Origin of the sequence: Azospirillum oleiclasticum (genome assembly GCF_013423485.1) — a bacterium.
Taxonomy (GTDB): Bacteria; Pseudomonadota; Alphaproteobacteria; order Azospirillales; family Azospirillaceae; genus Azospirillum; species Azospirillum oleiclasticum.
Map to the genome: position 1 here is coordinate 1 of NZ_JABFFR010000057.1, position 21,991 is coordinate 21,991.

Genomic DNA, 21,991 nt, shown 5'->3' on the forward strand with positions numbered 1-21,991 from the left:
CGCGCCCTCGCGCGACACGGACCACGTCGCAGAACCCCCGGCCGGGCCCCCGCCCGCGCCGGGGGTTCTGCGTTTCCAGGGGGGCTACGCCGCCCGGATCTCGCCCACGAAGGCGGCGACCTCCAGCTTCAGCGCCGCGGACTCCTCGCCCAGCGCCGAGGCGGCGTCGAGGAGGGAGGTGGCGGCGCCGCCGACGTCGGTGGCTGCGTGGGACACGTCGGTGATGCTGTGGGCGACGGTCTGGGTGCCCTGGGCCGCCTGATGGACGTTGCGGGCGATCTCGCCGGTGGCCGCCGCCTGTTCCTGGCTGGCGGCGGCGATGGCCTCGGCGATGTTCTCCACCCGCTCGACGATGCCGCAGACCCGGCTCGCGGAGTCGACCGCTTCGCCGGCGGACTGCTGGATCTCGACGGCCAGCCGGGCGATCGTCTCCGTCGCCGTCTCGGTCTGGCGCGACAGCCCCTTCACCTCCTGCGCGACGATGGCGAAGCCCTTGCCCACCTCGCCGGCACGCGCCGCTTCGATGGTGGCGTTGAGCGCCAGCAGGTTGGTGTTCTTGGCGATGGCGTCGATCAGCGCCACCGCCTCGCCGATCCGCCCGGCCCGCTCGCGCAGCGTGGTCATGATGGTGTTGCCGGCGGCCGCGGTCGTCCGCGCTTCCGCCGTCAGGGTCGAGGCGAGCTGGATCTGGCGGCTGATCTCGGCGATGGAGCTGACCAGCTCCTCGGTGGCGGCCGACACGGTCTGGACGTTCGCCATGGTCTGTTCCGACGATACGGCGACGGCGACCGCACGGTCGCGCGTCTGGTCGGCGACGGCGGACATCCGCGTGGCGTTGCTGCGCAGCTCCTGCGAGGAGCTGGTCACCGTCTCGACCACCCCCCCGACGCGCTGTTCGAAGCGGGCGGCCAGGTCGTTCAGGGTGCGCCGCTTCTCCTCCGCCGCCTGCCGTTCCATGTCCGCCTGCTGGGCGGCGAGGCGGCGGGCCTCGCGGGCGTTGGCGCGGAACACGTCGAGCGCGCCGGCGAGTGCGGCGATCTCGGCGATCGCGGAGGCCGGCGGCTCCGCACCGTCGAGGTCGCCGCCGGCGACCGCGCGCATGGCGTCCGTCATGCGGCCCAGCGGCCCCACCACGCCGGCGAGGATGGTGTAGGCGGCGAGCCCGACCGCAAGCGCCGATACCGTGACGATGATCGCGATGATGAGCTGGTTCGCCGCGAAATCCTCCTGAGCCGCGATGTAGGAGGAATTGGCCACCTCGATCTGGAGATCGACGAGACGGCTGATCGACTCCGTGACCGGATCGATGGCGGGGTAGAGCGCGTCGCGCCGGAAGGCGGCGAGCCCAGACCGGTCGCCGGCGAGCAAGGTTTCGAGCCGGTCGATGGCGCGCTCGGCGGCGGGAAAGCGGGCGGCCACCTCCGCCACCAGGGCCTTCTCGTCCGCGGTCAGGTAGGTGGCGGTGTAGGCCCGCCACAGCCGCACGATGTCCACCCGTGCCTTGCGCAGGTCCGCCAGACCTTGCTCGGGCGTCATGGAGCCGTCGGCCACCTTGTGCACGAGATCGACCGTGTGGACCGCGTAGAGGTCGGAAATCGTCTTCAGGTCGCGCAGCGGGACGACGCGGTCCTCATAGACGGTGTGCAACGCCGCGTTGGTGTTGCTGAGCGCGACCCAGCCATCGGTCGCCAATGCGGCGATGGCGAGGCTGAGACCGATTAGGCAGGCCAGCAATCGACCCTTTATGCTCCCGACCATGGGAGGACTCCCTTGCACAGAGTTCGCACCAAAGTACAGTGCGTGCAATCGTCGTACCGATCCCACGCGCGCGGATTTCCATGCGCCGACTGTGGCTTCTGCGGGTCGATGGATCGGTTCCGAGCATTATGCGGTGCAGAATGCGAACGTCCTGTGCAGAGCGCATCCGGCAACAGGCGCCGGCGCGTGCAACCGGCTTCCGTCCGCCCCCATCCCCGTGCTAACCCCAGCCCCGTCACCATCGTCCGACACGCCAACGAACGCAGCGGGTCCGCATGACCAGCCCCCAGACTCCCAAGATGTCCGGCGCCAGGATTTCCAGCCCCGGGATTTCCAAACGCGGCGCCATCCCCCCCTTCTACGTGATGGAGGTCATGCGCGCCGCCGCCGAGCGCGAGGCCGCCGGTCTCGAGGTCCTGCACATGGAGGTCGGGCAGCCCTCCACCGGTGCGCCGCTGGGCGTGGTGGAGGCGGCCCGCGCCGTGCTGGGCGTGCAGACGCTGGGCTACACCGGCGCGCTGGGCATCCCGCCGCTGCGCGCGGCCATCGCCCGCTGGTACCGCGACCGCTACGGCGTGACGGTGCCGGAGGCGCGCATCGCGGTGACCACCGGGTCATCGGGCGCGTTCCAGCTCGGCTTCCTCGCCGCCTTCGATCCGGGCGACCGGGTCGCCATGGCGTCCCCCAGCTACCCCGCCTACCGCCACACGCTGACCGCCATCGGCGTGGAGCCGGTGGAGCTGGAGGCCGGGCCGGAGACGCGCTTCCAGCCCACCGTCGCCATGCTGGAAAAGCTCGACAAGCCCGTCCAGGGGCTGATCGTGGCGAGCCCCGCCAACCCCACCGGCACCATGCTGAGCCGGGAGGAGCTGGCGGCACTCTCCGCCTGGTGCGACGCCAACGGCGTGCGGCTGGTGTCGGACGAGATCTACCACGGGCTGACCTATGGCGCGGTGTCGGCCGTGACCGCGGCCGAGGTCAGCGAGCGGGCGCTGGTGGTCAACAGCTTCTCCAAATACTTCTCGATGACCGGCTGGCGGCTCGGCTGGATGATCGTGCCGGAGGAGCTGGTGCGCTCGGTGGAGTGTCTGGCGCAGAACCTCTTCATCTCCGCGCCGTCGCTGTCGCAGGTGGCGGCCGTCGCCGCCTTCGACTGCACGGAGGAGCTGGACGGCCACGTCGCCCGCTACGCCCGCAACCGGGCGCTGCTGCTGGGCGAGCTGCCCAAGGCCGGCTTCGACCGGCTGGCCCCGGCGGACGGCGCCTTCTACGTCTACGCCGACGTGTCGGCCATGACCGCGGACAGCGAGGCCTTCTGCCGGCGCATCCTGGCCGAGACCGGCATCGCCGCCACCCCCGGTATCGACTTCGACCCCGCCCGCGGCCGGCGCTTCGTGCGCTTCTCCTTCGCCGGGGCGGAGGAGACGATCGCGGAAGCCGCGCGGCGGCTGATCGCCTGGGGGCGGTGACACCGCCTACCGCAGCTCCGCGATGAACGCACCCAAAGGCGGCAGCGCCAGGGTGCGGCCATCGGGGGTGACCTCGGCGGCCGGCACGCCGCGCAGGTCGAGCGGGTGCAGGGTGGTGCCGCGTTTCAGCGCGTGCTCGGCCGGGGCGTCGGCGAGGTTGAAGACGCACAGCAGGCTGCCGTCATCGCCCGTCCGCTCGAAGGCCAGCACGGCACCGGTGGACTCCACCGCCGCGACGCCGCCGCTGCCGAGTGCCGCGTGGCCGCGGCGCAGCGCCAGGGCGTGGCGCCAGACGGCGAGCGGGCTGTCGGCGCGGGCCTCCTGCCGGTCGATGGCGAGCGGGTGGTGTTCCTCCGGAATCGGCAGCCAGCTGTCGCCGGCCTCCGTGAAGCCGGCGAAGGGTGCGGCCGCGCGCCAGGGGATCGGGGTGCGGCTGCCGTCGCGGCCGGGAAAATCCGGCCAGTAGGTGATGCCGAAGGGGTCGCGCAGGTCCGCCTGCGCGATGGTGGCGTTGGGCAGCGCCAGCTCCTCCCCCTGGTAGAGGCAGAGCGTGCCGGGCAGCGACGCGAAGAGGGCGGCGAGCAGCGCGTTGAAGCGCTCGGGATCGGCCCCGGCGGGCAGCCAGCGGCTGACCGCGCGCTCCACGTCGTGGTTGGACAGGCTCCAGGCGATGGCGCCGGGATCGGTGACGCCGGTCAGCGCCTCGGCGAAGGCCCGCGCGGTGAAGGGCTGCTTGGCGAGGCTCAGGGTGTAGGCGGCGTGCAGCCCCCCGGGTGCGGTGTAGGCGGCGATCCGCTGTGGCGCCCCCGGCTGGCTTGACAGCTCGCCCAGCAGCACCGCGCCGGGGAAGCGGTCAACCGTCGCCCGCAGCCGCTCCAGGATGGCGCGGATCGAGGGGTGCATCATGTCGTGGACATGGTGCTGCAGCGCGAATGGCTTCAGCGGCGGCTCCGCCCCGGTCCAGGGCTTGGGCGGGTTGGAGCGGAGATCGGGGTCGTGGGCGAAGAAATCCACCGCGTCGATGCGGAAACCGTCCACCCCCCGCTCGAGCCAGAAGGCGGCGGTGTCGAGCAGCGCCTGCGCCGTCGGCTCGTCGTGCAGGTTCAGCGCGGGCTGGGAGGGCAGGAAATGGTGCAGGTAATACTGGCGCCGCCGCGGCTCCCACGTCCAGGCACCGCCGCCGAACACCGACAGCCAGTTGTTGGGCGGCATCCCGTCCGCCGCCGGGTCGGCCCAGACATAGCGATCGGCGAGCGGCCCGGTGCGCCCGCGGCGCGACTCCCGGAACCACGGGTGCTCATCCGACGTGTGGCCGCAGACGAGGTCGAGCACGACCTTCAGCCCGCGCGCGTGCGCCGCGGCGATCACCCGGTCGGCGGTGTCCAGGCTGCCCATGCGCGGGTGCACCGCGCGATGGTCGGACACGTCGTAGCCGAAATCCTTCCAGGGCGACGGGTAGAAGGGGCTGATCCACACCCCGTCCACCCCCAGCGAGGCGACATGGTCGAGCCCCGCCAGCACACCGTCGAGATCGCCCCAGCCGTCGCCGTTCCCGTCGAGGAAGCTCAGCGGGTAGATCTGGTAGAGCGCGGCGCCGCGCAGCCACGAGGAAGCCAGGGTCACGGACGCACTCCGCATCGGTCGAACGCGGTGCTATCAGGGACCCGGCCGCGCTTAAGGAATGGTTAGCGGACGCGGGAGGTTACGGCGGGAACGCGGTCACTCCCGCCCGATCCGCGGCGCCGCCCCCATGGCGGCGAGCCAGGGTGCCCAGGCCTGCTGCACCATGCTGGTCCAGGCCTGCATGGGAGCCAGCCACAGGGCGGCCATCGGCATCATGGGAGCGAACTGGCCGCGCAGCGCCTCGAAATTCGGAGTGGCGCGGAGCTGGATGGCGACGATCTCCGCCCCCGGCTCGTCCCGGTGGATGAATTGCACGTCGAGGTTCGGCAGGGCGGCGGTGATCCGGGTCTCGTCCATGGCGGCGTTCTCCCTTGCTGCGGCGCACACTGTAGGGGTGCGGGCGGGGGGAGTCCATGGGGGCGGCGGGACCAAAATGCGCGCCGGGCGGTTGATGCGGGTGGACTGACAGCCGGACCCGCCGATGGACACGCACGCCGCCAGCACCCCTCCCCCTGCCCCGCCCCCCGCCTCCGACACCGGTTTCGACACGCGGGAGGCGGCGGCCTGTGCCGGGCTTTCCCACGTGTCGGACGAGGAGCCGGGGATCACGCGCCGGCGCGCCGGCAAGGGTTTCAGCTACCGCTGGCCCGACGGGCGGACGGTGACGGAGCCGGAGACGCTGGAGCGCATCCGCAAGCTGGCGATTCCGCCCGCCTACACGGCGGTGTGGATCTGCACCGACCCGGACGGCCACATCCAGGCGACGGGCCGCGACGCCAAGGGGCGCAAGCAGTACCGCTACCACCCCCGCTGGACCGAGGCGCGGGAGGGCACCAAGTTCGGCCGCATGCTGGCCTTCTGCCGGGCGCTGCCGAAGATCCGCGAGCGGGTGGACGCCGACCTGAAGCGCCGCGGCCTGCCGCGGGAGAAGGTGCTGGCGGCCGTGGTGCGGCTGCTGGAAACCACGCTGATCCGCGTCGGCAACGAGAGCTACGCCAAGGAGAACCGCAGCTACGGCCTGACCACGCTGCGCGACCGCCATGTGGATTTCGACGGGGCGGAGATCACCTTCCAGTTCACCGGCAAGTCGGGCAAGAGCTGGAACGTGTCCTTGCGCGACCGGCGCCTCGCCAAGGTGGTGAAGGCCTGTCAGGAGGTGCCGGGCGGCGAGCTGTTCCAATATGTCGATCGCGACGGCACACGGCACGCGGTGGGTTCCGGCGACGTGAACGACTATCTGCGCGCCGCCACCGGCGAGGACTTCACCGCCAAGGACTTCCGCACCTGGGCGGGGACGGTGCTCGCCGCCATGGCGCTCGGGGAATTCGAGAGCTTCGACAACAAGACCAAGGCCAAGCGCAACGTCACCCGCGCCATCGAGCAGGTGGCTGCGAGGCTGGGCAACACCGCCTCGGTCTGCCGCAAGAGCTACGTCCATCCGGAGGTGCTGGACGCCTATCTGGAGGGGCAGCTCCTGGAAAGTCTGAAGACCGAGGTGGAGCGCGACCTGCGCGAGGATCTCGCCGGGCTGAACGCGGAGGAGGCCGCCGTGCTGGCCTTCCTGCGCGACCGGCTGGAGCGCGAGCAGCGCGACCGCGCGGAGGAGGGACGGCGGCACGCCGGGCGCACCGCCGCCTGATCACGCCGCTTCCGGTGCGGGTCTGTCGCGTTTACGGCCGGCAGGGCTGCGGAACCGCCGCGTCCGTCCACTCCGTGACCGGGACGCGGCGGGCCGGGACGGTGAACGGCGTGCCGTTCTTCTCCCCCTTGCCGGTCAGCAGGTTGACGTCGCAGCGGCTGGAGGCGTCCGGAGCCAGCGTGTCGCGCGATTCGTGGGTGTAGCCGGCGACCACCAGCACCCCGCCGCGGTGCGCGATGGTCAGGGTCTCGCGCCAGCGGTTGCGCCCGATCGCCTCGTTCTGGAAGACCACGGTCAGGGAGCCGCGGGCGGTGACGGCGATTTCCGGCCGCTGCCCCTCCATGTCGCCCATCCAACCGAGACCGTCGCGGTGGATCGTCGGCGCCACGTCGGCCGGACCGACCGGTCCGGCCGGTTCGCGGGCTGTGCCGGACAGGAACACAGACAGTGACACGCTGTCGCCGTCGCCCGACAGCGCCGCGCGGTCGGGCACGCCGTCACCGTCGATGTCACCGGTCGCCGACGCGATCCAGGGCTGCGCGGGCATCGCTCCGGCCGGCGTGCCGGTCAACAGACCGGCAACGGCCATGGCGAGCCGGAGGACGGACCGCACCGGTACGCCGCCTCAGAACGGGATTTCGTCGTCGAGGTCGTCGTGACGCGGGGCACGACCGCCACCGCCGCCACCCTGGTCGCGACCGCCGCCGTAGCCGCCGCCACCGCCGCCGCTGCGCGACTCGTAACCGCCGCCGCCGCCGCGCGACTCGTATCCGCCGCCACCGCCACCGCTGCCGCCGGCTTCGTCACGGCCGCCCATGAAGTCGACCTCGCTGACGCGCACGGACAGGCCGGCGCCGCGGGTGCCGTCGCGCTTCTCGAACTCACGCATGGTCAGCTCGCCGGAGACGGCGACCTGCTTGCCCTTGGTCATGTACTGGGCGATCGCCTCGCCACGGCGGCCCCACAGCGAGCATTCGACCCACTGGGTGGTCTTGCGGTCGCCGAAGCCCACGTCGTTGGCGACGCGGAAGCCCAGAACCTTCTCGCCGCTCTGGGTGGTGCGAAGCTCGGCATCGGCCCCGAGCCGGCCGGTAAAGGTCCACACATTCATGAAAGCCGCACTCCCTCGCTGGCGTTCCGGACGGATGCTGCCGCCGGATGAGAACAATACAGGAACAACCGATTTCGGTCAACCATAGCGGAGATTTCATGGCACGAGAACCGCCCGCAAGGCGACGGACGCGCTTCCAGCCCCGCTCAACCGCGTTTCAGTTGCGGCCCCCCGGAGGCCGGCGGGGATCGCCTGGCACGAAACTGGCGCAGCGCATGCTCGATGGAGACGGTCATCGGATAATCGGCGGGAAGATTCCAGCGCACCCGGTATTCCTCCGGCGTAATGCGGAACCGTCCGAGGTACCGTTTCAAGTCCTGAACCTGCTTTCCGTCCTCCAGACAGACGATGTAGGTCGGCGTGACCGAGTCCTCCACGGGGACTGCGGGGGCCGGCCGGAGCGCCCGGATGGCGCGCCAAGCTGCGCCGTCCATCAAGGCTTCGTACCGCTCCCACGCATCGTCCGTCGCGCGCGCCGCCACATCGGGCCCGCCCCACTCCACCGCCATATCGTAGGCGTCGTGATGGAGCACGTCGAACATCCCGCCTTCCGGAAGACTGCGGAAATAGTCATCCAGCCGGGCAACGGCTGCCGAGGCCGCCGGCTCCTGGAACACCTCGGCCAGCACGAGTTCAATGCGGGCGAGGTGGGCGAGATACTCCGCGATCAGGTCAGGCTTCATGGTCCCAAGATAATCCTTCCCTCCCACATCGCCAAGCACCCGCTCAGTGCCAGTCGATCCCGGGTCGCTCCACGATGTACCGGTATAGCTCGGGCGTCAGCAACACAGGGTCGGACAGCAGGCCGACCGCCCGGCGGCTCCGGAAGCAATATTGGTCGTAATCCTGGAAGAAGTCCGGAAATCCCGGCAATCGCGACACCGGGCCGACAACCACGTCATAGTCATGGGCGGGCCTTCCGCCGACGGTACGGCCATCGGCTCTGGCGCGATCGTCGCGGAAATGTCGGATGAAGGCTTCGAGCATGCGCGACGGTTGCATGAACAGGAGGATGTCGAGACGCGCGAAGGCGTTGCGGTCGACATCGAAGCGCAGGACCACGGGCTCACCCCCTGGCCACGGGCCCGATGATGGGCACGGTTGCTTGCCGCCTGGAAGTTCTCCGTAAGGTAGAAACCTCGACCGAAATCCCGCCGAAACCCTCCCACGTATGGATTCACCCCGGCGTCCCGAATGGAGGCCGCACCATCGACGTCGGTCCCGTGATAAAGAACCATGGGAGGATCAAGCCACGGCATCGGTGATGACACGCTCCAGCTGCAGGGCCGGAAAGCCCCAGGTATGTGCGTGATATCACCCGACGCACCGGAAGTCGATTGCGCCAGCCGATGTTCGACCCAGACGACGCATCCGCTCCCGCTCGCCCTGCCGACAACGGCCCGATGGCAAATCCGTGGCCCGCCCATATATCATCTCGCGGCGCAACAACGCGCCGCCCCTTCCCTCGCGACCCGGAATCGGCTAAGAACACTCCATGAACAAGTTCATCAGCGTCCGCGGCGCGCGGGAACACAACCTCAAGAACATCGACGTCGATCTGCCCCGTGACCAGCTTGTGGTGATCACCGGGCTGTCGGGGTCGGGCAAGTCGTCGCTGGCTTTCGACACCATCTACGCCGAGGGGCAGAGGCGCTATGTGGAGAGCCTGTCGGCCTACGCGCGCCAGTTCCTGGAGCTGATGCAGAAGCCGGACGTCGAATCGATTGAGGGGCTGTCGCCCGCTATCTCGATCGAGCAGAAGACGACGTCGAAGAACCCGCGCTCCACCGTCGGCACGGTGACGGAAATCTACGACTACATGCGCCTGCTGTGGGCGCGGGTCGGCATCCCCTACTCGCCCGCCACCGGTCTGCCGATCGAAAGCCAGACGGTCAGCCAGATGGTCGACCGCATCATGGCCATGCCGGAGGGCACCCGGCTGCTGCTGCTCGCCCCCTTCGTGCGCGGGCGCAAGGGCGAGTACAAGAAGGAGATCCAGGAGCTCCGCAAGCGCGGCTTCCAGCGCGTGCGTGTCGACGGCACGCTGCACGAGATCGACGCGGTGCCGGCGCTGAACAAGAAGCTGAAGCACGACATCGAGGTGGTGGTCGACCGCATCGTGGTGCGCGAGGGGCTGGGCAACCGGCTGGCCGATTCGCTGGAGACGGCGCTGGGCCTCGCCGACGGCATCGTCTTCGTGGAGAACGCCGACAGCGGCGAACAACAGGTGTTCTCGCAGAAGTTCGCCTGCCCGGTGTCCGGCTTCACCATCCCGGAGATCGAGCCGCGGCTGTTCTCCTTCAACAACCCGTTCGGCGCCTGCCCGGCCTGCGACGGGCTGGGCAGCAAGATCTATTTCGATCCCGTGCTGGTGGTGCCGGACGAGCGGCTGTCACTGCGCAAGGGCGCCGTGGCGCCCTGGGCCGGCTCGACCTCCCCCTACTACCCGCAGACGCTGGCGAGCATCGCCAAGCATTTCGGCGTGGAGATGGACACGCCGTGGGAGGAGCTGCCGCAGGCGGTGCGCGACACCATCCTGTTCGGCTCCAAGGGCCAGCCGATCACCATGACCTTCGAGGACGGTCTGCGCAGCTACCAGACCAACAAGCCCTTCGAAGGCATCATCAACAACCTGGAGCGCCGCTTCCGCGAGACGGAGAGCGCCTGGTCGCGGGAGGAGATGGCGAAGTACCAGTCCTCCCAGCCCTGCGAGACCTGCGGCGGGGCGCGGCTGAAGCCGGAGGCGCTGGCGGTGAAGGTGCACGGGCACCACATCTCCGCCGCCGCCGAGATGTCGATCGCCGACGCCGCCCGCTGGTTCGGGGGCCTGAACGAGCATCTGCGCCCCAAGGACCGCGAGATCGCGTACCGGATCCTGAAGGAGATCAACGAGCGGCTGGGCTTCCTGAACGCCGTGGGGCTGGAGTATCTGACGCTGGCCCGCGGCTCCGGCAGCCTGTCGGGCGGGGAGAGCCAGCGCATCCGCCTCGCCTCGCAGATCGGCTCGGGCCTGACCGGCGTGCTCTATGTGCTGGACGAGCCCTCCATCGGGCTGCACCAGCGCGACAACGACCGGCTGCTGGCGACGCTCAAGCGCCTGCGCGACCTCGGCAACACCGTGCTGGTGGTCGAGCATGACGAGGACGCCATCCGCACCGCCGACTATCTGGTCGATATGGGGCCGGGTGCCGGCCAGCATGGCGGGCGCGTCATCGCCCACGGCACGCCCGACGAGGTGCAGCGCAACCCCGAGAGCCTGACCGCCCAATACCTGACCGGCAAGCGCGCCATCCCCGTGCCGGAGGAGCGCCGCCCCGGCCACAAGGGCCAGTTCCTGGAGGTGACGGGGGCGCGGGCCAACAACCTGCGGAACGTCACGGCGCGCGTGCCGCTGGGCACCTTCACCTGCGTCACCGGCGTGTCGGGCGGCGGCAAGTCCACGCTGGTGGTGGAAACGCTGTACAAGGCCGTCGCCCGCCGCCTGATGGGGGCCCGCGAGCACCCGGCCGAGCATGACGCGCTGCACGGGCTGGAGCATCTGGACAAGGTCATCGACATCGACCAGAGCCCGATCGGCCGCACGCCGCGGTCGAACCCGGCCACCTACACCGGCGCCTTCACCCCGATCCGCGACTGGTTCGCCGGGCTCCCGGAGGCGAAGGCCCGCGGCTACGGCCCCGGCCGCTTCTCCTTCAACGTCAAGGGCGGGCGCTGCGAGGCGTGCCAGGGCGACGGCGTCATCAAGATCGAGATGCATTTCCTGCCCGACGTCTACGTCACCTGCGACGTCTGCCACGGCAAGCGCTACAACCGCGAGACGCTGGAGGTGCTCTACCGCGACAAGAGCATCGCCGACGTGCTTGACATGACCGTCGAGGAGGGCAAGGAGTTCTTCAAGGCCGTGCCCGGCATCCGCGACAAGCTGGAAACGCTGGAGCGGGTCGGCCTCGGCTACATCCACATCGGCCAGCCGGCGACCACGCTCTCCGGCGGCGAGGCGCAGCGCGTCAAGCTGTCCAAGGAACTCAGCCGCCGCGCCACCGGCCGCACCCTCTACATCCTCGACGAGCCGACCACGGGCCTGCATTTCGCCGACGTGGAGAAGCTGCTGGAGGTGCTCCACGCGCTGGTCGACCAGGGCAACACCGTGCTGGTGATCGAGCACAATCTGGAGGTCGTCAAGACCGCCGACTGGGTCCTCGACCTCGGCCCCGAAGGCGGCACCGGCGGCGGCGAGATCGTCGCCGAGGGCACGCCCGAGCAGGTGGCGAAGGTCAGGCGCAGCCACACCGGCACCTATCTGGTGCCGTATCTGGCGACGAGTCCGAAATCGCGGAAGAGGGCTTGAACGGGCGCGCGGAAGGCCCCCCGCCCCCCCCTCACCCCCGTTCCAGCACTTCCACCAGCCCCAGGAAGGCCGGCAGGGGGTGGGCGATGACGAGGGTGGGGATGGGGTTGAGGAAGTCGCGCATGCGGCCCTTCTCGACGAAGCGCTTGCGGAAGCGGGAGTGGAGGAAGATCGGCCCCAGCTTCGGCACGATGCCGCCGGCGATGTAGACGCCGCCGCGCGACCCCAGCGTCAGCGCCAGATTGCCGGCGACCGTGCCGAGCATGGCGCAGAAGGTCTCCACCGCCTCCACGCACTGGGCGTCGCTGCGGTCCATGGCGCGGGCGGTGACGTCGGCCGGGCGCAGCGTCTCCGGCTCGCGCCCGTCCAGCACGCGCAGCGCCTGGTACAGGTTGACGAGGCCGGGGCCGGACAGCACGCGTTCGGCCGACACGTGGTCGAAGCTCTTGCGGAGCTGGGCGAGGATGGCGCCCTCGCGGTCGCCGACCGGGGCCATGGTGACGTGCCCGCCCTCCCCCGACAGCGCGGTCCAGCCGCCACCGGCGGCCGGCACGAGGCCCGACACGCCGAGCCCGCTGCCGGGGCCCAGCACGCCGACGACGCCGGCCGGATCGGCCACCCCGTCACCCACCGCCCGCACATCGTCGGGGCCCAGCCGCGGCACCGACATGGCGACGGCGGTGAAGTCATTGATCACCACCAACCGGTCCAGCCCCAGCGCCAACCGCACGGCATCGACGGAGAAGGCCCAAGGCAGGTTGGTCAGGGCCACCCGGTCGCCGGTCACCGGCCCGGCCACGGCGAAGGCCGCCCGCACCGGGCGCAGCCGGCCGACCCCGGCGGCGGCCAGGAAGGCCTCCGCCGCCGCCTCGATGGTGGGGTAATCGGCTCCGCGCAGGGTGCGCGTCTCCCGCAGATGGTTGCCGTCCATCAGCCCGAAGCGGGCGTTGGTGGCGCCGATGTCGGCGACCAGGGTGGGCCGGGGGTCCGTCATGCCGATCCTTCAACACTCCCGACTGTCACGCGTAGGGCGCGCGGGTGAGCGCGTCCACATAGCTTTCCCGCCAGTGGCCGATGCTGTTGGCGCGCAGTGTCTTCAGCATGGCCGCGTGGCGCTCCCGCCGCTCCTCCAGCGGCATGGTCAGCGCGCGCTGCAACGCATCGGCCACACCCTCGCTGTCGAAGGGATTCACGATCATCGCCTCCGGCAGCTCATGCGCGGCGCCGGCGAATTCCGACAGCACCAGCACCCCGGGGTCCTCCGGATCCTGGCAGGCGACATACTCCTTGGCAACGAGGTTCATGCCATCACGCAACGGCGTGACCAGACCGACATGCGCCAGCCGGTAGAAGCCGGCCAGCACGCGCTGCCCGAAGCTCTTGTTCAGGTAGCGGATCGGCACCCAGTCGAACTCGGCGAAATTGCCGTTGATGCGGCCGGCCAGTTCCGACAACGCGCGGCGGATGGAAACGTATTCCGGCACGTCCTCGCGCGTGGGCGGTGCGATCTGCAGGAAGGAGACGCGGTTGCAATGCTCGGGAAAGCTGACCAGAAGCTGCTCGAACGCCTCGAAGCGCTGCGGCAGGCCCTTGGAATAGTCCAGCCGGTCCACCCCGATGATGAGCCGCCGGCCGACCAGACTCTCGCGCAGCCGCTCGGCATGACGCGAGCGCGCGGCGGTGCGGGCCACGCTCTCCAGCGCCGGGGTGTCGATGCTGATCGGGAAGGCGCGGGCCAGAAGCTGGCGGCCAAAGGCGCGGATCAGCATCCCCTGCCCCGGCCCCAACGGCTCCACCTCGCCGCCGGCCTCGTAGCGGATGTAGTTGGCGAAGCAGCGCAGGTCCACTTCGGTGTGGAAGCCCACCAGATCGTAGGCGCAGAGGTCGCGCACGAGGTCCCGGTGGTTCGGCACCACCACCAGCAGTTCCGGCGCCGGAAAGGGCGTGTGCAGGAAGAACCCCATCCGCTGCCCCAGCCCCTTGTCGCGCAGGTTCCGGGCGAAGGGGATGAGGTGGTAGTCGTGCACCCACACCATGTCGTCCGGCCGCAGCAGCGGCGCCAGCCCCGTGGCGAAGATGGCGTTGACCCGGTCGTAGCCCTCCATCGTGCGCCGGCTGACCGACAGCAGGCCGGGGCGGTAGTGGAACAGCGGCCACAGCGTCTGGTTGGCGAAGCCGTTGTAATATTCGTCCCAATCGCGCCGGCACAGATCCTGGGTGGCGTAGGTGAGCTTGCCCACCTGGTGCAGCGACGGCTCGGTGGGAGAGGCGTCGGTGTCGAGCACCGTGCCGCTCCAGCCGAACCAGATTCCACCGCTTTTCTTCAGCGCCGCCAGCACCGCGACGGCAAGACCGCCGGCGGTCTGCTTGCTTTCGTCGATGGGCGCCACGCGATTGGAGACGACGACGAGCCTGCTCACTCCCTGCAACCCTCCCCCCATGGCCGCCGCATCCAGCCCGCGGGCCCCTGGTGGAACCGCGGACTCGGCCATTCTGTTCCCGACCTTCCATTCACCGGAAGCGTCGGGCAGCCGGACGTCATCGTCAAGGGGCCGTCGAACTTTTCCGGGTCGGCGGTGTTGTCGGACGGGGGCGGCCCGACGTCGCCCGACATCCCCATGCTGCGCGGCATGAAGGGGGCTGGACATTTGTGCACTGCAACAATGTTCGCCGGGCGCGCCGCGCAACCGAGCCGCCGCCGCCGCCTCAACTTCATGAAAAACATGATATATTTTTTTTCCCCTTGATCGCAGCCCGCCCTTCCATCATATTGTGCAGTGCGACATCGGTCGCATCGCTGATGCGGTCGATGGCGTAACGCACTTCTTGGGCGTTTCCTCCCTAAACTCAGGGCCGCGGTCTCCGCGGCCCTTTTTTTTCGCGCAGCAACGATTCCCCGGCGGAGGCGCCCGACGGCGAATCACGTCGGCCTGGATCGGCGGCCGGGATCGGGACCATCCTCGCCTTCTGCCGGATCATGGACGGTCACGTTAACGATGGCCTCGCCGGCCTGGAAAAAAACCTCTGTTCAAACCTGAAACCCGATGCTATAACCCGCGCCCACGACGGAGACGACGCCAACGGCGCTCAACACTCCGTCCCGCTTGGGGGATCGTCTAGCGGTAGGACAGCGGACTCTGACTCCGCCAGCCTAGGTTCGAATCCTAGTCCCCCAACCAACCTTTCCCAAGATCCCTTGAACATCAGGCGCTTAGGGCGAAGCCACCAGGCTGGTCCCCCAACTGTGCCATCGACGGTCCGGCGCCCCGCACGGGGAGCGTCGTCGATGTCGCTTGGGGTCCATCTCTACCGCCGTGGGTCCGTCTACTGGTGCGGCCCCCGCGGCATCAATCGACACCATCAAACCCGGCGCCAGCCCGGTGCCCGACCGGACGGCGGTGGAAGCCCACCCGCTCTCCCAGGCCACTCGGCCCGTCGTCGCTGCGGCGGCGTCCGTGCACGTCACGACGTCCCCAGTCACGGCTTCAGCAAGCCCGATCGGCCCCACTGCCACCATGGTCGACCGGACGCCCGAAGCGGCGGAGGCGGATACACGCCCACAGCCGCAGAGGGCCAGCCCGGCTACGGACTGGACGATACAGCAGGCCATGGGCGAACGGGTCTGCCGCCGCCAGCGCGATACAAACCCGGTCAAGACAGCGTCCCTGTGCAAGGAGGAGGAACGGAACTACCGCGTCGCCGCGGAACTCTTCACCAGCCTCATCGGCGACCGCCGTGCCGTCGACGTGACGGAGGACGACCTGTTGCGGTTCAGGGGTGAGCTGCACCGGGTTCCGACCCTGTTCGGCCGCGGCACCTACCGCAACATGACCGGCGCCGAGGCCGTCGCCCGGGCGGACGCGGTGACGGCCTCCCAGCAGGCGGCGGTGATGGCGCGTGCGGAGGACGGACATCTCGACCGCGACAATCTGGCCCACGAATTGCGCGACGCGGAGGTGCCGCGCCTGTCCATGAAGACCGTCAACAAGCATCTCGACACGATCAAGGGCCTGCTCCGCTGGCTCAGGACCACGATGAAGGTGGCGATCGACCGGGACCTGCCCGATCTCAGGATCCGCTACGATCAGAAGGACATCGGACGCGCGGCCAACGCCGATCGGGAAGCCTTCTCGAGCGCAGAAATCCGCAAGCTGTTCGCCAGCCCGTGCTGGACCGGCTGCGCCGGGGTGGACCACCGGCATCGTCCGGGCTTCAAAATGGTGAAGGACGCCAAGTTCTGGATTCCGCTGCTGGCTGCCCTCGAGGGGGTGCGGCTCGGCGAGGCGGCGCAGTTGCTGACCACCGACATCCAGCTGCGCTGCTTCGACCAGGACGACGCGGTAGGCGCCGCTATCCGCCTTCGACGACACCTCTTTCCGCTTGCCAACGAATAAATCTGCACACATCATGCGCATAACCAAGGAGGCAATGATGCGCATTGCAGCGTACGACGCAACGGCGAAGAAGCGCCCCACGAACGTGTCGCTGAACGAGGATCTGCTGGCGAAGGCTAAGGAAATGGGCATCAACATCTCTGCCGCGGCAGAAGACGGTTTGGCCAAGCGTGTGCAGCAGGAGTACGAGCGCCAGATGAAGTCTAGGATCGACCGCGCGATGGACTGGCGCAATTCTTATTATCGGGACGATGGCCACCCTGCGGACGAGTTCGGCGAACTCTGACCAAGGCACCCCGACATGAAACAATTCGACGTCTGTAGGAACACGGGCAAGACCAAAACGTCCGTGCCGTATTTGCTCGTGATCCAATCCGATTGGTTTGACCGATCCGACCGACGGGTGGTCGTCCCGCTGCTTGCGAACAAGCCACCCGCTTCGGCACACGACCCAACCGCAATGCCGCCGATCACCGTCGGGGACGCTATGTTCTACCTGGACATCCTGGGGGTTCTCAACATTTCGGTGGACCGGCTTGGCGAAGTGGTCGCATCCGCGAAGGAGGACCAGGATGCCATCGTCAGAGCGTTGGATTGGCTGGTCCACACCGGGCCGTCTACGCTGGATTGAACAGATCCGGATGTCCATTGTGTTGAGCCGCCGAGAACGCGGCGGCGCAACACCTTTGTGTAGGGGCTGGGGCCACCGGCGGTTCCCTTTCAGCACCCTGACGGGAGCACACCGGTCGCCACCAGAAGCCCCTTTACCAGCTTTTCCGCGGCTTGCTGACAATGGTAGGCGGCATTCCCCGGAGAGGGCGGAGCCATGGCATGGCAAGCCTGCGCCACCCGCAGGTCTTCCGCTGCGACCGTCCACCAGCGCCGCGTCTCCTCCAGGATCGTGGCGCGATCAGTGGCGCTCATGGACGACGACGCCTTCCTGATCGGCAACGTGCGAGAGGGATCCGACCACCCCGCGTCTGCGCTCGTACACCGACGCACGGCACGCGACGATGTCGACCGCAAGGTGATAGGTCTTGCGCGCCTCATACTTGCCGCGCCAGGACAGCCGTTCAGGCGGGGTGTCGTCGTCCACCACGACGAAGAGATCGACGTCGCTGTCGTTGCCGGCGTCGCCGCGCGCCTGCGAACCGAACAGGATCACCGTGCGCGGGCGGTAATAGGCGACCACCGGCCCCAACAACTCGTCCGGCACCGGCTGACCGGAACCTCGACCGTTCAGGTTGGCTGCACCCATGTCGCTCTCCCTCGGCACCCCGATCCTATCAACATCGGCAGGGGCAGGCACCCCCTCCTGCCGATGACGCCAGCGCGCCACCCCGGCTCCTCGACTACCGCGTCCGGGTCCCGAGGCACCCGTCCAGTATGTCCAGCGCGCGGTCGAGGTCGTCGCGCGCGATGATCAGCGGCGGCGACAGGGTGAGCACACGGCCCATGGTCACCTTGAAGCTGAGCCCACGCTCCAGCGCGGCGTAGAGCACGGCTTCCGCCCGGTCGGGCTCCTCCATCTCCATCCCCAGGAGAAGCCCGGCGCCGCGCACCCCGGCCACGCCGGGGTGGCGGGCGGCGATCTCCTCCAGACGCTGGAGTGCGTGGCGACCGAGGTCGGCGGCGCGCCCGGCCAGCCCCTCCTCCGCGATGATGTCCAGCGTGGTCAGGCCGGCGCGGGCGAGCAGAGGGTTCTTCTCGTGCGTGTAGTGGCCGATGGCACGGTCGCCGCCGACCTCCAGCCCGGCCCGCGCGATCACCGCGGCGACGGGAAGCATGGCACCCCCCAGCGCCTTGCCCAGCACCACCATGTCCGGCACCGCGCCGACCCGCTCGTGGGTGAAGAGCGCGCCGGTCTTGCCGAGGCCGGTGGGGATCTCGTCGAAGATCAGCAGGGCCCCGGTCTCGTCGCAGGCCTGCCGCACCGCCGCCCAGAATCCCGGCGGCGGCAGGTAGGGGACGGCGCGCACCGGTTCCGCCACCACGGCGGCGATGTCGCCCTCCTTCTCCAGCGCGTAGCGCAGCATGCGCGCGCAGGCCATGCGGCAGGCGTCCAGGTCCGGGGCGGCGCCCGGCGACGGGAAGCCGTAGGGGCAGCGCTGGCAGGCGAAGGGCGCCACATGCTCGGCCCCCGGCAGCAGCGGCCCGATCCCGTGCGAGCGGAACAGCGCCTCGCCCCCCACGCTGCTGGCGCCGAACCCGGCGCCGTGGAAGGCATCCCAGAAGGACAGGGTCTTGAAGCGCCCGGTTGCCAGCCGGGCAATCTTCAGCGCCATCTCGATGGCGTCCGACCCGCTGGGCGCGAACAGCACCCGCGATCCCGGTCCGGTGGGCGACAGCCCGGCCAGCCGCTCGGCCAATTCCGCCGCCGGCTCGCAGGCGAAGCGGCGGGGCGCGAAGCTGAGATCGTCGAGCTGGGCGTGCAGCGCCGCCCGCAGGCGCGGGTGCGCGTAGCCGATGTGGTGGGCGCTGTTGCCGTGGAAGTCCATGAAGCGGCGCCCGTCCATGTCCTCGATCCAGATCCCTTCCGCCCGGCGTATGGCGGACAGGCAGGGGCTGGACAGGGACTGGGGCAGGAAGGCGGCGGCGTCGCGCTCCACCAGCGCGCGGCTGGCCGGGCCGACGTGGCGCCCCGCCCAGGCCGCGCGGCGATCGGAGTGGTTGACGTCGCCCTCCGACTGGGCCGGCGCCGCGCGGCCGTCGATCACGGCCGCTCGCCGCGCGCCAGCCGCGCCTCGATGTCGTCGAGCAGGGGCAGCGCGCCGAGCAGGCTTCCCGCCACGTAATGGGCACCGGCGCGGCGCAGCCGCTCCTCCGCCGGGGCGCGCAGCGCGGCGCGCCGTTCCTCCGACAGCAGGCTCCATTCGCCGAGCGGCACGCCGACCTCGTTGCCGGTGTCGGTCAGCGCGATCGTCCACATGCCGGCGTTCAGCCCCTCCTCCACGTCCAGCGTGGTGTCGCCGATCTTCACGCAGGCCTCCACCGGCGAAATGCCCAGCTCGATCACGCAGCGCAGCGCCATGGCCGGGCCGGGACGACCGGTCGGCGTGTCGCCGGCGGCCACCGCGATGTCCGGCTCGTAGCCCTGCGCCGCCGCCACCTTTTGCACCACCTGCAGCACCTGGCGGGGGTAGCCGGTGGTCGAGCCGATCCGCATGCCGCGCTGGCGCATGGAGGCGATGGCATCCACCACGCCGGGGATCACGTCGGCGTAGCGGTCGACCACCTCGACCTGGAGCGGCAGGAAGGTCTCGTAGAGGCTGTCGACGTCGGCGTCGTCCGGACGGCGGCCGTAGCGGGTGACCCAGGCGGCGGCCACCGCGGGCATGGCGAGCACCGCCTTGATGTGGTCCCACTTGGGCATGCCCATGGGGCCGCGCGCCTGCTCCAGCGTGATCTCGACTTTGTGGCGGCGGAACGCCTCCATGAAGGCGCCGGCCGGCGCGAGGCAGCCGAAATCGACCGTGGTCCCCGCCCAGTCCAGCACCACGGCCTGGAGCGGCCCGGTGTAGCGGCGCGTGTAGGTGTAGCTCATTCCTGGTTTCCTTCCCCAGCGGGCGCGCCGGTGGCGACGCCCATCTCGTCGAGCGTGGCGCGGATGGCGTCCAGCGCCGCCCTCATTTCAGTGGCCCCCAAACGGCCGATGCAGCCGATCCGGAAGCTGTCCGACACCGTCAGCTTGCCCGGATAGATGACGAAGCCGCGCTCCCGCAGCCGGTCGTAGAAGTCCGCGAAGACGAAGCGCGGGTCGGCCGGCATGCGCACGGTGACGATGATCGGCGCCTGCAGATGGTCGGGCAGCAGCGTGCGGAAGCCCATGGCGCGCAGCCCGTCGATGAGGACGCGGGCGTTTTCCCGGTAGCGGGCGCCGCGCCCCTCCACCCCGCCTTCGGCCTCGTGCTCCTCCAGCGCCCGGTCGAAGGCGGCCAGCGCATGGGTGGGCGGGGTGAAGCGCCACTGCCCGTTCGCCTCGAACCCCTTCCACTGGTCGTGCAGGTCGAGCGACAGGGAATGGGCGTTGCCGGCCGCGGCGTCCAGCGCGTCGCGACGGACCAGCACGAAGGCCAGCCCCGGCACCCCCTCCAGGCATTTGTTGGCGGAGGCGGCGACCGCCTGGAACGGCGTGCGGCCGGCGTCCAGCGGCAGGGCGCCGAAGGCGCTCATGCCGTCGATCAGCAGCGCGCGTCCGTGGGCGGCGGTGACCGCCGCCACCGCCTCGATCGGGTTGAGGATACCGGAGGTGGTCTCGCACTGGACGACCGCCACATGGGTGACGGCCGGATCGGCGGCCAGCGCCCGGTCCAGCGCCGCCGGCTCCACCGGCCGGTCCTCGGGCGTCTCGATGGCGGCGACATCGAGGCCGATGGTGCGCGCCATGCGCAGCATCCGTTGCCCGTAGGCGCCGTTGACCAGCACCAGCAGCTTGCCGTCCGCCGGCACCAGCGTGCCGATCATCGCCTCGACCGCGAAGGTGCCGGAGCCCTGGAGCGGCACCGCCACGAAGGTGTCGCCGCCGCCCACGAGCCGCACCAGCCGGTCCCGGATGCGCGCGTTCATGGCGATGAAGGCGCCGTCGCGCGAGCCCCAGTCGCGCAGCATCGCCTCCTTCACCGTGCGGGAGGTGGTCAACGGTCCGGGGGTCAGCAGGTAGGGGGCGGTGCTGGTCATGCGCGTCTCGGCGGAAAGCGTGTCCAAGGGTGGACGGATGACAGCGCGCCGCCTACCATAATGCCAATCCATTCCATCTATGGACCCATGGATGAAATCCATAAATCACGCCCAGCTCCGCGCCTTCCACGCCGTGGCGACGGAGGGTGGCTTCACCAAGGCCGCGCGCCTGCTGAACGTCACCCAGCCCACCCTGTCGCAGGAGGTCAAGGCGCTGGAGGAGGCGTACGGCGTGCTGCTGTTCGACCGCACGCGCCGGTCGGTGGCGCTGACCGAACTGGGCCGGACCCTGTTCGCCGTGACCCGGCGCCTGTTCGCCGCGGAGCAGGAGGCGCTGGAGCTGCTGGCCGGCGTGCGGCACCTGGAGGGCGGGACGCTGGCCGTGGGGGCGGACGGACCCTTCCACGCCGTGCCGCTGCTGGCCGACTTCACGCGCCGCCATCCGGGGCCGACGGTGACGCTCTCCGTCGGCAATTCGCGGACGCTGTTGCAGGGGTTGCTGGACACGCGCATCGACGTGGCCGTGCTGGCCGACGTGCCCGGCGATTCGCGGCTCTACGTCGTGCCGCTGCGCCGCGACCCGGTGATGGCGCTGCTGCCGCGCGGCCACCGGCTGGCGCGCCACCGGGCGGTGACGCTCGCCGAGCTGGCGGCGGAGCGGCTGGTGCTGCGTGAACCCGGCTCGATGACCCGGCGCCTCGTCGAGCGGGCCTTCGCCGCCGCCGACCTCGCCCCCGCCACGCCGCTGGAGATCGAAAGCCGCGAGGCGGTGGTGGAGGCGGTGGCCGCCGGGCTGGGCATCGGCTTCGTCTCCGCCGCCGAGTTCGCCCAGGACCCGCGCCTCGCGCTGCTGCCCTTCGCCGGGGTGGTGGTCGAGATGGACGAATACGTCGTCTGCCTGCGCGAACGCCGCCGGCTGGCGGTGGTGCGCGCCTTCCTGGAGGTGGCGCGGGAGCGGGCGGTTCCCTGACC

At 70.1% G+C, this 21,991-nt stretch carries 21 protein-coding genes and 1 tRNA gene; 8 read left to right on the plus strand and 14 right to left on the minus strand.

The window, feature by feature from the left end:
- Positions 1-84: 84 nt before the first annotated feature.
- Entirely contained in the window at positions 85-1,758 is a 1,674-nt protein-coding gene (locus HL658_RS34075; RefSeq protein ID WP_180286701.1) for a methyl-accepting chemotaxis protein, read from the minus strand.
- A 275-nt stretch (positions 1,759-2,033) separates the two neighbouring features.
- Between HL658_RS34075 and HL658_RS34080 the strand changes: the two genes are divergently transcribed.
- Positions 2,034-3,227 carry a pyridoxal phosphate-dependent aminotransferase gene (locus HL658_RS34080; RefSeq protein ID WP_246338225.1) on the plus strand — a complete coding sequence of 398 codons (1,194 nt, stop codon included), beginning with the start codon at positions 2,034-2,036 and terminating at the stop codon, positions 3,225-3,227.
- 6 nt (positions 3,228-3,233) lie between these two features.
- Here the strand turns inward: HL658_RS34080 and HL658_RS34085 are convergent, their stop codons facing one another.
- Complete coding sequence (locus HL658_RS34085) at positions 3,234-4,850, minus strand: alpha-amylase family glycosyl hydrolase (RefSeq protein WP_343055420.1); 1,617 nt, start codon at positions 4,848-4,850, stop codon at positions 3,234-3,236.
- Between the two features lie 96 nt (positions 4,851-4,946).
- On the minus strand, positions 4,947-5,207 hold the full coding sequence (locus HL658_RS34090; RefSeq protein WP_180286699.1) for a hypothetical protein: 261 nt from the start codon (positions 5,205-5,207) through the stop codon (positions 4,947-4,949).
- 124 nt (positions 5,208-5,331) lie between these two features.
- Between HL658_RS34090 and HL658_RS34095 the strand changes: the two genes are divergently transcribed.
- Positions 5,332-6,489, plus strand: a complete 1,158-nt coding sequence (locus HL658_RS34095; protein WP_180286698.1) for a DNA topoisomerase IB — start codon at positions 5,332-5,334, stop codon at positions 6,487-6,489.
- A gap of 31 nt (positions 6,490-6,520) precedes the next feature.
- On the opposite strand, the gene HL658_RS34100 is transcribed toward HL658_RS34095, so the two are convergent.
- The 4 genes from HL658_RS34100 to HL658_RS34115 form a co-directional block, all read right to left on the minus strand.
- Positions 6,521-7,102 carry a hypothetical protein gene (locus HL658_RS34100; protein ID WP_180286697.1) on the minus strand — a complete coding sequence of 194 codons (582 nt, stop codon included), beginning with the start codon at positions 7,100-7,102 and terminating at the stop codon, positions 6,521-6,523.
- A gap of 12 nt (positions 7,103-7,114) precedes the next feature.
- Complete coding sequence (locus HL658_RS34105) at positions 7,115-7,600, minus strand: single-stranded DNA-binding protein (protein ID WP_180286696.1); 486 nt, start codon at positions 7,598-7,600, stop codon at positions 7,115-7,117.
- A gap of 146 nt (positions 7,601-7,746) precedes the next feature.
- Positions 7,747-8,283 (minus strand): MucR family transcriptional regulator, encoded by a 537-nt coding sequence (locus HL658_RS34110; protein ID WP_246338227.1) that lies wholly within the window; start codon positions 8,281-8,283, stop codon positions 7,747-7,749.
- A gap of 43 nt (positions 8,284-8,326) precedes the next feature.
- Positions 8,327-8,662 (minus strand): hypothetical protein, encoded by a 336-nt coding sequence (locus HL658_RS34115; protein ID WP_180286695.1) that lies wholly within the window; start codon positions 8,660-8,662, stop codon positions 8,327-8,329.
- Between the two features lie 433 nt (positions 8,663-9,095).
- Between HL658_RS34115 and uvrA the strand changes: the two genes are divergently transcribed.
- Positions 9,096-11,948, plus strand: coding sequence for an excinuclease ABC subunit UvrA (uvrA, locus tag HL658_RS34120; RefSeq protein WP_180286694.1), 2,853 nt, complete (start codon positions 9,096-9,098; stop codon positions 11,946-11,948).
- 31 nt (positions 11,949-11,979) lie between these two features.
- On the opposite strand, the gene glk is transcribed toward uvrA, so the two are convergent.
- Entirely contained in the window at positions 11,980-12,942 is a 963-nt protein-coding gene (glk, locus tag HL658_RS34125) for a glucokinase (protein ID WP_180286693.1), read from the minus strand.
- A gap of 25 nt (positions 12,943-12,967) precedes the next feature.
- Entirely contained in the window at positions 12,968-14,368 is a 1,401-nt protein-coding gene (gene otsA, locus HL658_RS34130; protein ID WP_180286692.1) for an alpha,alpha-trehalose-phosphate synthase (UDP-forming), read from the minus strand.
- A 685-nt stretch (positions 14,369-15,053) separates the two neighbouring features.
- Here otsA and HL658_RS34135 point away from each other — a divergent pair.
- The 4 genes from HL658_RS34135 to HL658_RS34150 all read left to right on the plus strand — a co-directional run bounded on the left by HL658_RS34135 (position 15,054) and on the right by HL658_RS34150 (position 16,973).
- Positions 15,054-15,127: transfer RNA gene (locus HL658_RS34135), tRNA-Gln, on the plus strand.
- A 201-nt stretch (positions 15,128-15,328) separates the two neighbouring features.
- The gene (locus tag HL658_RS34140) at positions 15,329-16,342 is read left to right on the plus strand and encodes a site-specific integrase (RefSeq protein ID WP_180286691.1); all 1,014 of its coding nucleotides are present in this window, start codon (positions 15,329-15,331) and stop codon (positions 16,340-16,342) included.
- 13 nt (positions 16,343-16,355) lie between these two features.
- Complete coding sequence (locus tag HL658_RS34145; protein WP_180287720.1) at positions 16,356-16,628, plus strand: type II toxin-antitoxin system CcdA family antitoxin; 273 nt, start codon at positions 16,356-16,358, stop codon at positions 16,626-16,628.
- Positions 16,629-16,643: 15 nt separating this feature from the next.
- On the plus strand, positions 16,644-16,973 hold the full coding sequence (locus HL658_RS34150; protein WP_180286689.1) for a CcdB family protein: 330 nt from the start codon (positions 16,644-16,646) through the stop codon (positions 16,971-16,973).
- Between the two features lie 89 nt (positions 16,974-17,062).
- Here HL658_RS34150 and HL658_RS37915 read toward each other — a convergent pair whose 3' ends face one another.
- From HL658_RS37915 to HL658_RS34175, 5 genes are all read right to left on the minus strand, one after another.
- The gene (locus HL658_RS37915; protein WP_180286688.1) at positions 17,063-17,266 is read right to left on the minus strand and encodes a HEPN domain-containing protein; all 204 of its coding nucleotides are present in this window, start codon (positions 17,264-17,266) and stop codon (positions 17,063-17,065) included.
- Positions 17,253-17,600: a nucleotidyltransferase domain-containing protein gene (locus HL658_RS34160; RefSeq protein WP_180286687.1), complete on the minus strand. Its 348-nt coding sequence runs from the start codon at positions 17,598-17,600 to the stop codon at positions 17,253-17,255. The genes HL658_RS37915 and HL658_RS34160 overlap by 14 nt, the downstream gene beginning before the upstream one ends.
- 94 nt (positions 17,601-17,694) lie before the next feature.
- Complete coding sequence (pbfA, locus tag HL658_RS34165; RefSeq protein ID WP_343055421.1) at positions 17,695-19,059, minus strand: (R)-1-hydroxy-2-aminoethylphosphonate ammonia-lyase; 1,365 nt, start codon at positions 19,057-19,059, stop codon at positions 17,695-17,697.
- On the minus strand, positions 19,056-19,886 hold the full coding sequence (phnX, locus tag HL658_RS34170) for a phosphonoacetaldehyde hydrolase (protein WP_180286686.1): 831 nt from the start codon (positions 19,884-19,886) through the stop codon (positions 19,056-19,058). Before phnX ends, pbfA begins: the two co-directional genes overlap by 4 nt.
- Complete coding sequence (locus HL658_RS34175) at positions 19,883-21,019, minus strand: 2-aminoethylphosphonate--pyruvate transaminase (protein ID WP_180286685.1); 1,137 nt, start codon at positions 21,017-21,019, stop codon at positions 19,883-19,885. Before HL658_RS34175 ends, phnX begins: the two co-directional genes overlap by 4 nt.
- Positions 21,020-21,110: 91 nt before the next feature.
- Here HL658_RS34175 and HL658_RS34180 point away from each other — a divergent pair, with 91 nt between their 5' ends.
- A complete protein-coding gene (locus HL658_RS34180; protein ID WP_180286684.1) occupies positions 21,111-21,989 on the plus strand; it encodes a LysR substrate-binding domain-containing protein in 879 nt (292 codons plus the stop codon).
- Positions 21,990-21,991 lie beyond the last annotated feature (2 nt).

What these genes read in the sequence shown, in the direction of transcription:
- HL658_RS34080 (WP_246338225.1), top strand. Translation starts at nt 2,034, where the DNA reads ATGACCAGCCCCCAGACTCCCAAGATGTCCGGCGCCAGGATTTCCAGC.
- HL658_RS34175 (WP_180286685.1), bottom strand. Translation starts at nt 21,019, where the DNA reads ATGACCAGCACCGCCCCCTACCTGCTGACCCCCGGACCGTTGACCACC.
- HL658_RS34105 (WP_180286696.1), bottom strand. Translation starts at nt 7,600, where the DNA reads ATGAATGTGTGGACCTTTACCGGCCGGCTCGGGGCCGATGCCGAGCTT.
- HL658_RS34090 (WP_180286699.1), bottom strand. Translation starts at nt 5,207, where the DNA reads ATGGACGAGACCCGGATCACCGCCGCCCTGCCGAACCTCGACGTGCAA.
- HL658_RS34160 (WP_180286687.1), bottom strand. Translation starts at nt 17,600, where the DNA reads ATGGGTGCAGCCAACCTGAACGGTCGAGGTTCCGGTCAGCCGGTGCCG.
- phnX (WP_180286686.1), bottom strand. Translation starts at nt 19,886, where the DNA reads ATGAGCTACACCTACACGCGCCGCTACACCGGGCCGCTCCAGGCCGTG.
- HL658_RS37915 (WP_180286688.1), bottom strand. Translation starts at nt 17,266, where the DNA reads ATGAGCGCCACTGATCGCGCCACGATCCTGGAGGAGACGCGGCGCTGG.
- HL658_RS34150 (WP_180286689.1), top strand. Translation starts at nt 16,644, where the DNA reads ATGAAACAATTCGACGTCTGTAGGAACACGGGCAAGACCAAAACGTCC.
- HL658_RS34145 (WP_180287720.1), top strand. Translation starts at nt 16,356, where the DNA reads ATGCGCATAACCAAGGAGGCAATGATGCGCATTGCAGCGTACGACGCA.
- HL658_RS34180 (WP_180286684.1), top strand. Translation starts at nt 21,111, where the DNA reads ATGAAATCCATAAATCACGCCCAGCTCCGCGCCTTCCACGCCGTGGCG.
- glk (WP_180286693.1), bottom strand. Translation starts at nt 12,942, where the DNA reads ATGACGGACCCCCGGCCCACCCTGGTCGCCGACATCGGCGCCACCAAC.
- HL658_RS34110 (WP_246338227.1), bottom strand. Translation starts at nt 8,283, where the DNA reads ATGAAGCCTGACCTGATCGCGGAGTATCTCGCCCACCTCGCCCGCATT.
- uvrA (WP_180286694.1), top strand. Translation starts at nt 9,096, where the DNA reads ATGAACAAGTTCATCAGCGTCCGCGGCGCGCGGGAACACAACCTCAAG.
- HL658_RS34075 (WP_180286701.1), bottom strand. Translation starts at nt 1,758, where the DNA reads ATGGTCGGGAGCATAAAGGGTCGATTGCTGGCCTGCCTAATCGGTCTC.
- HL658_RS34095 (WP_180286698.1), top strand. Translation starts at nt 5,332, where the DNA reads ATGGACACGCACGCCGCCAGCACCCCTCCCCCTGCCCCGCCCCCCGCC.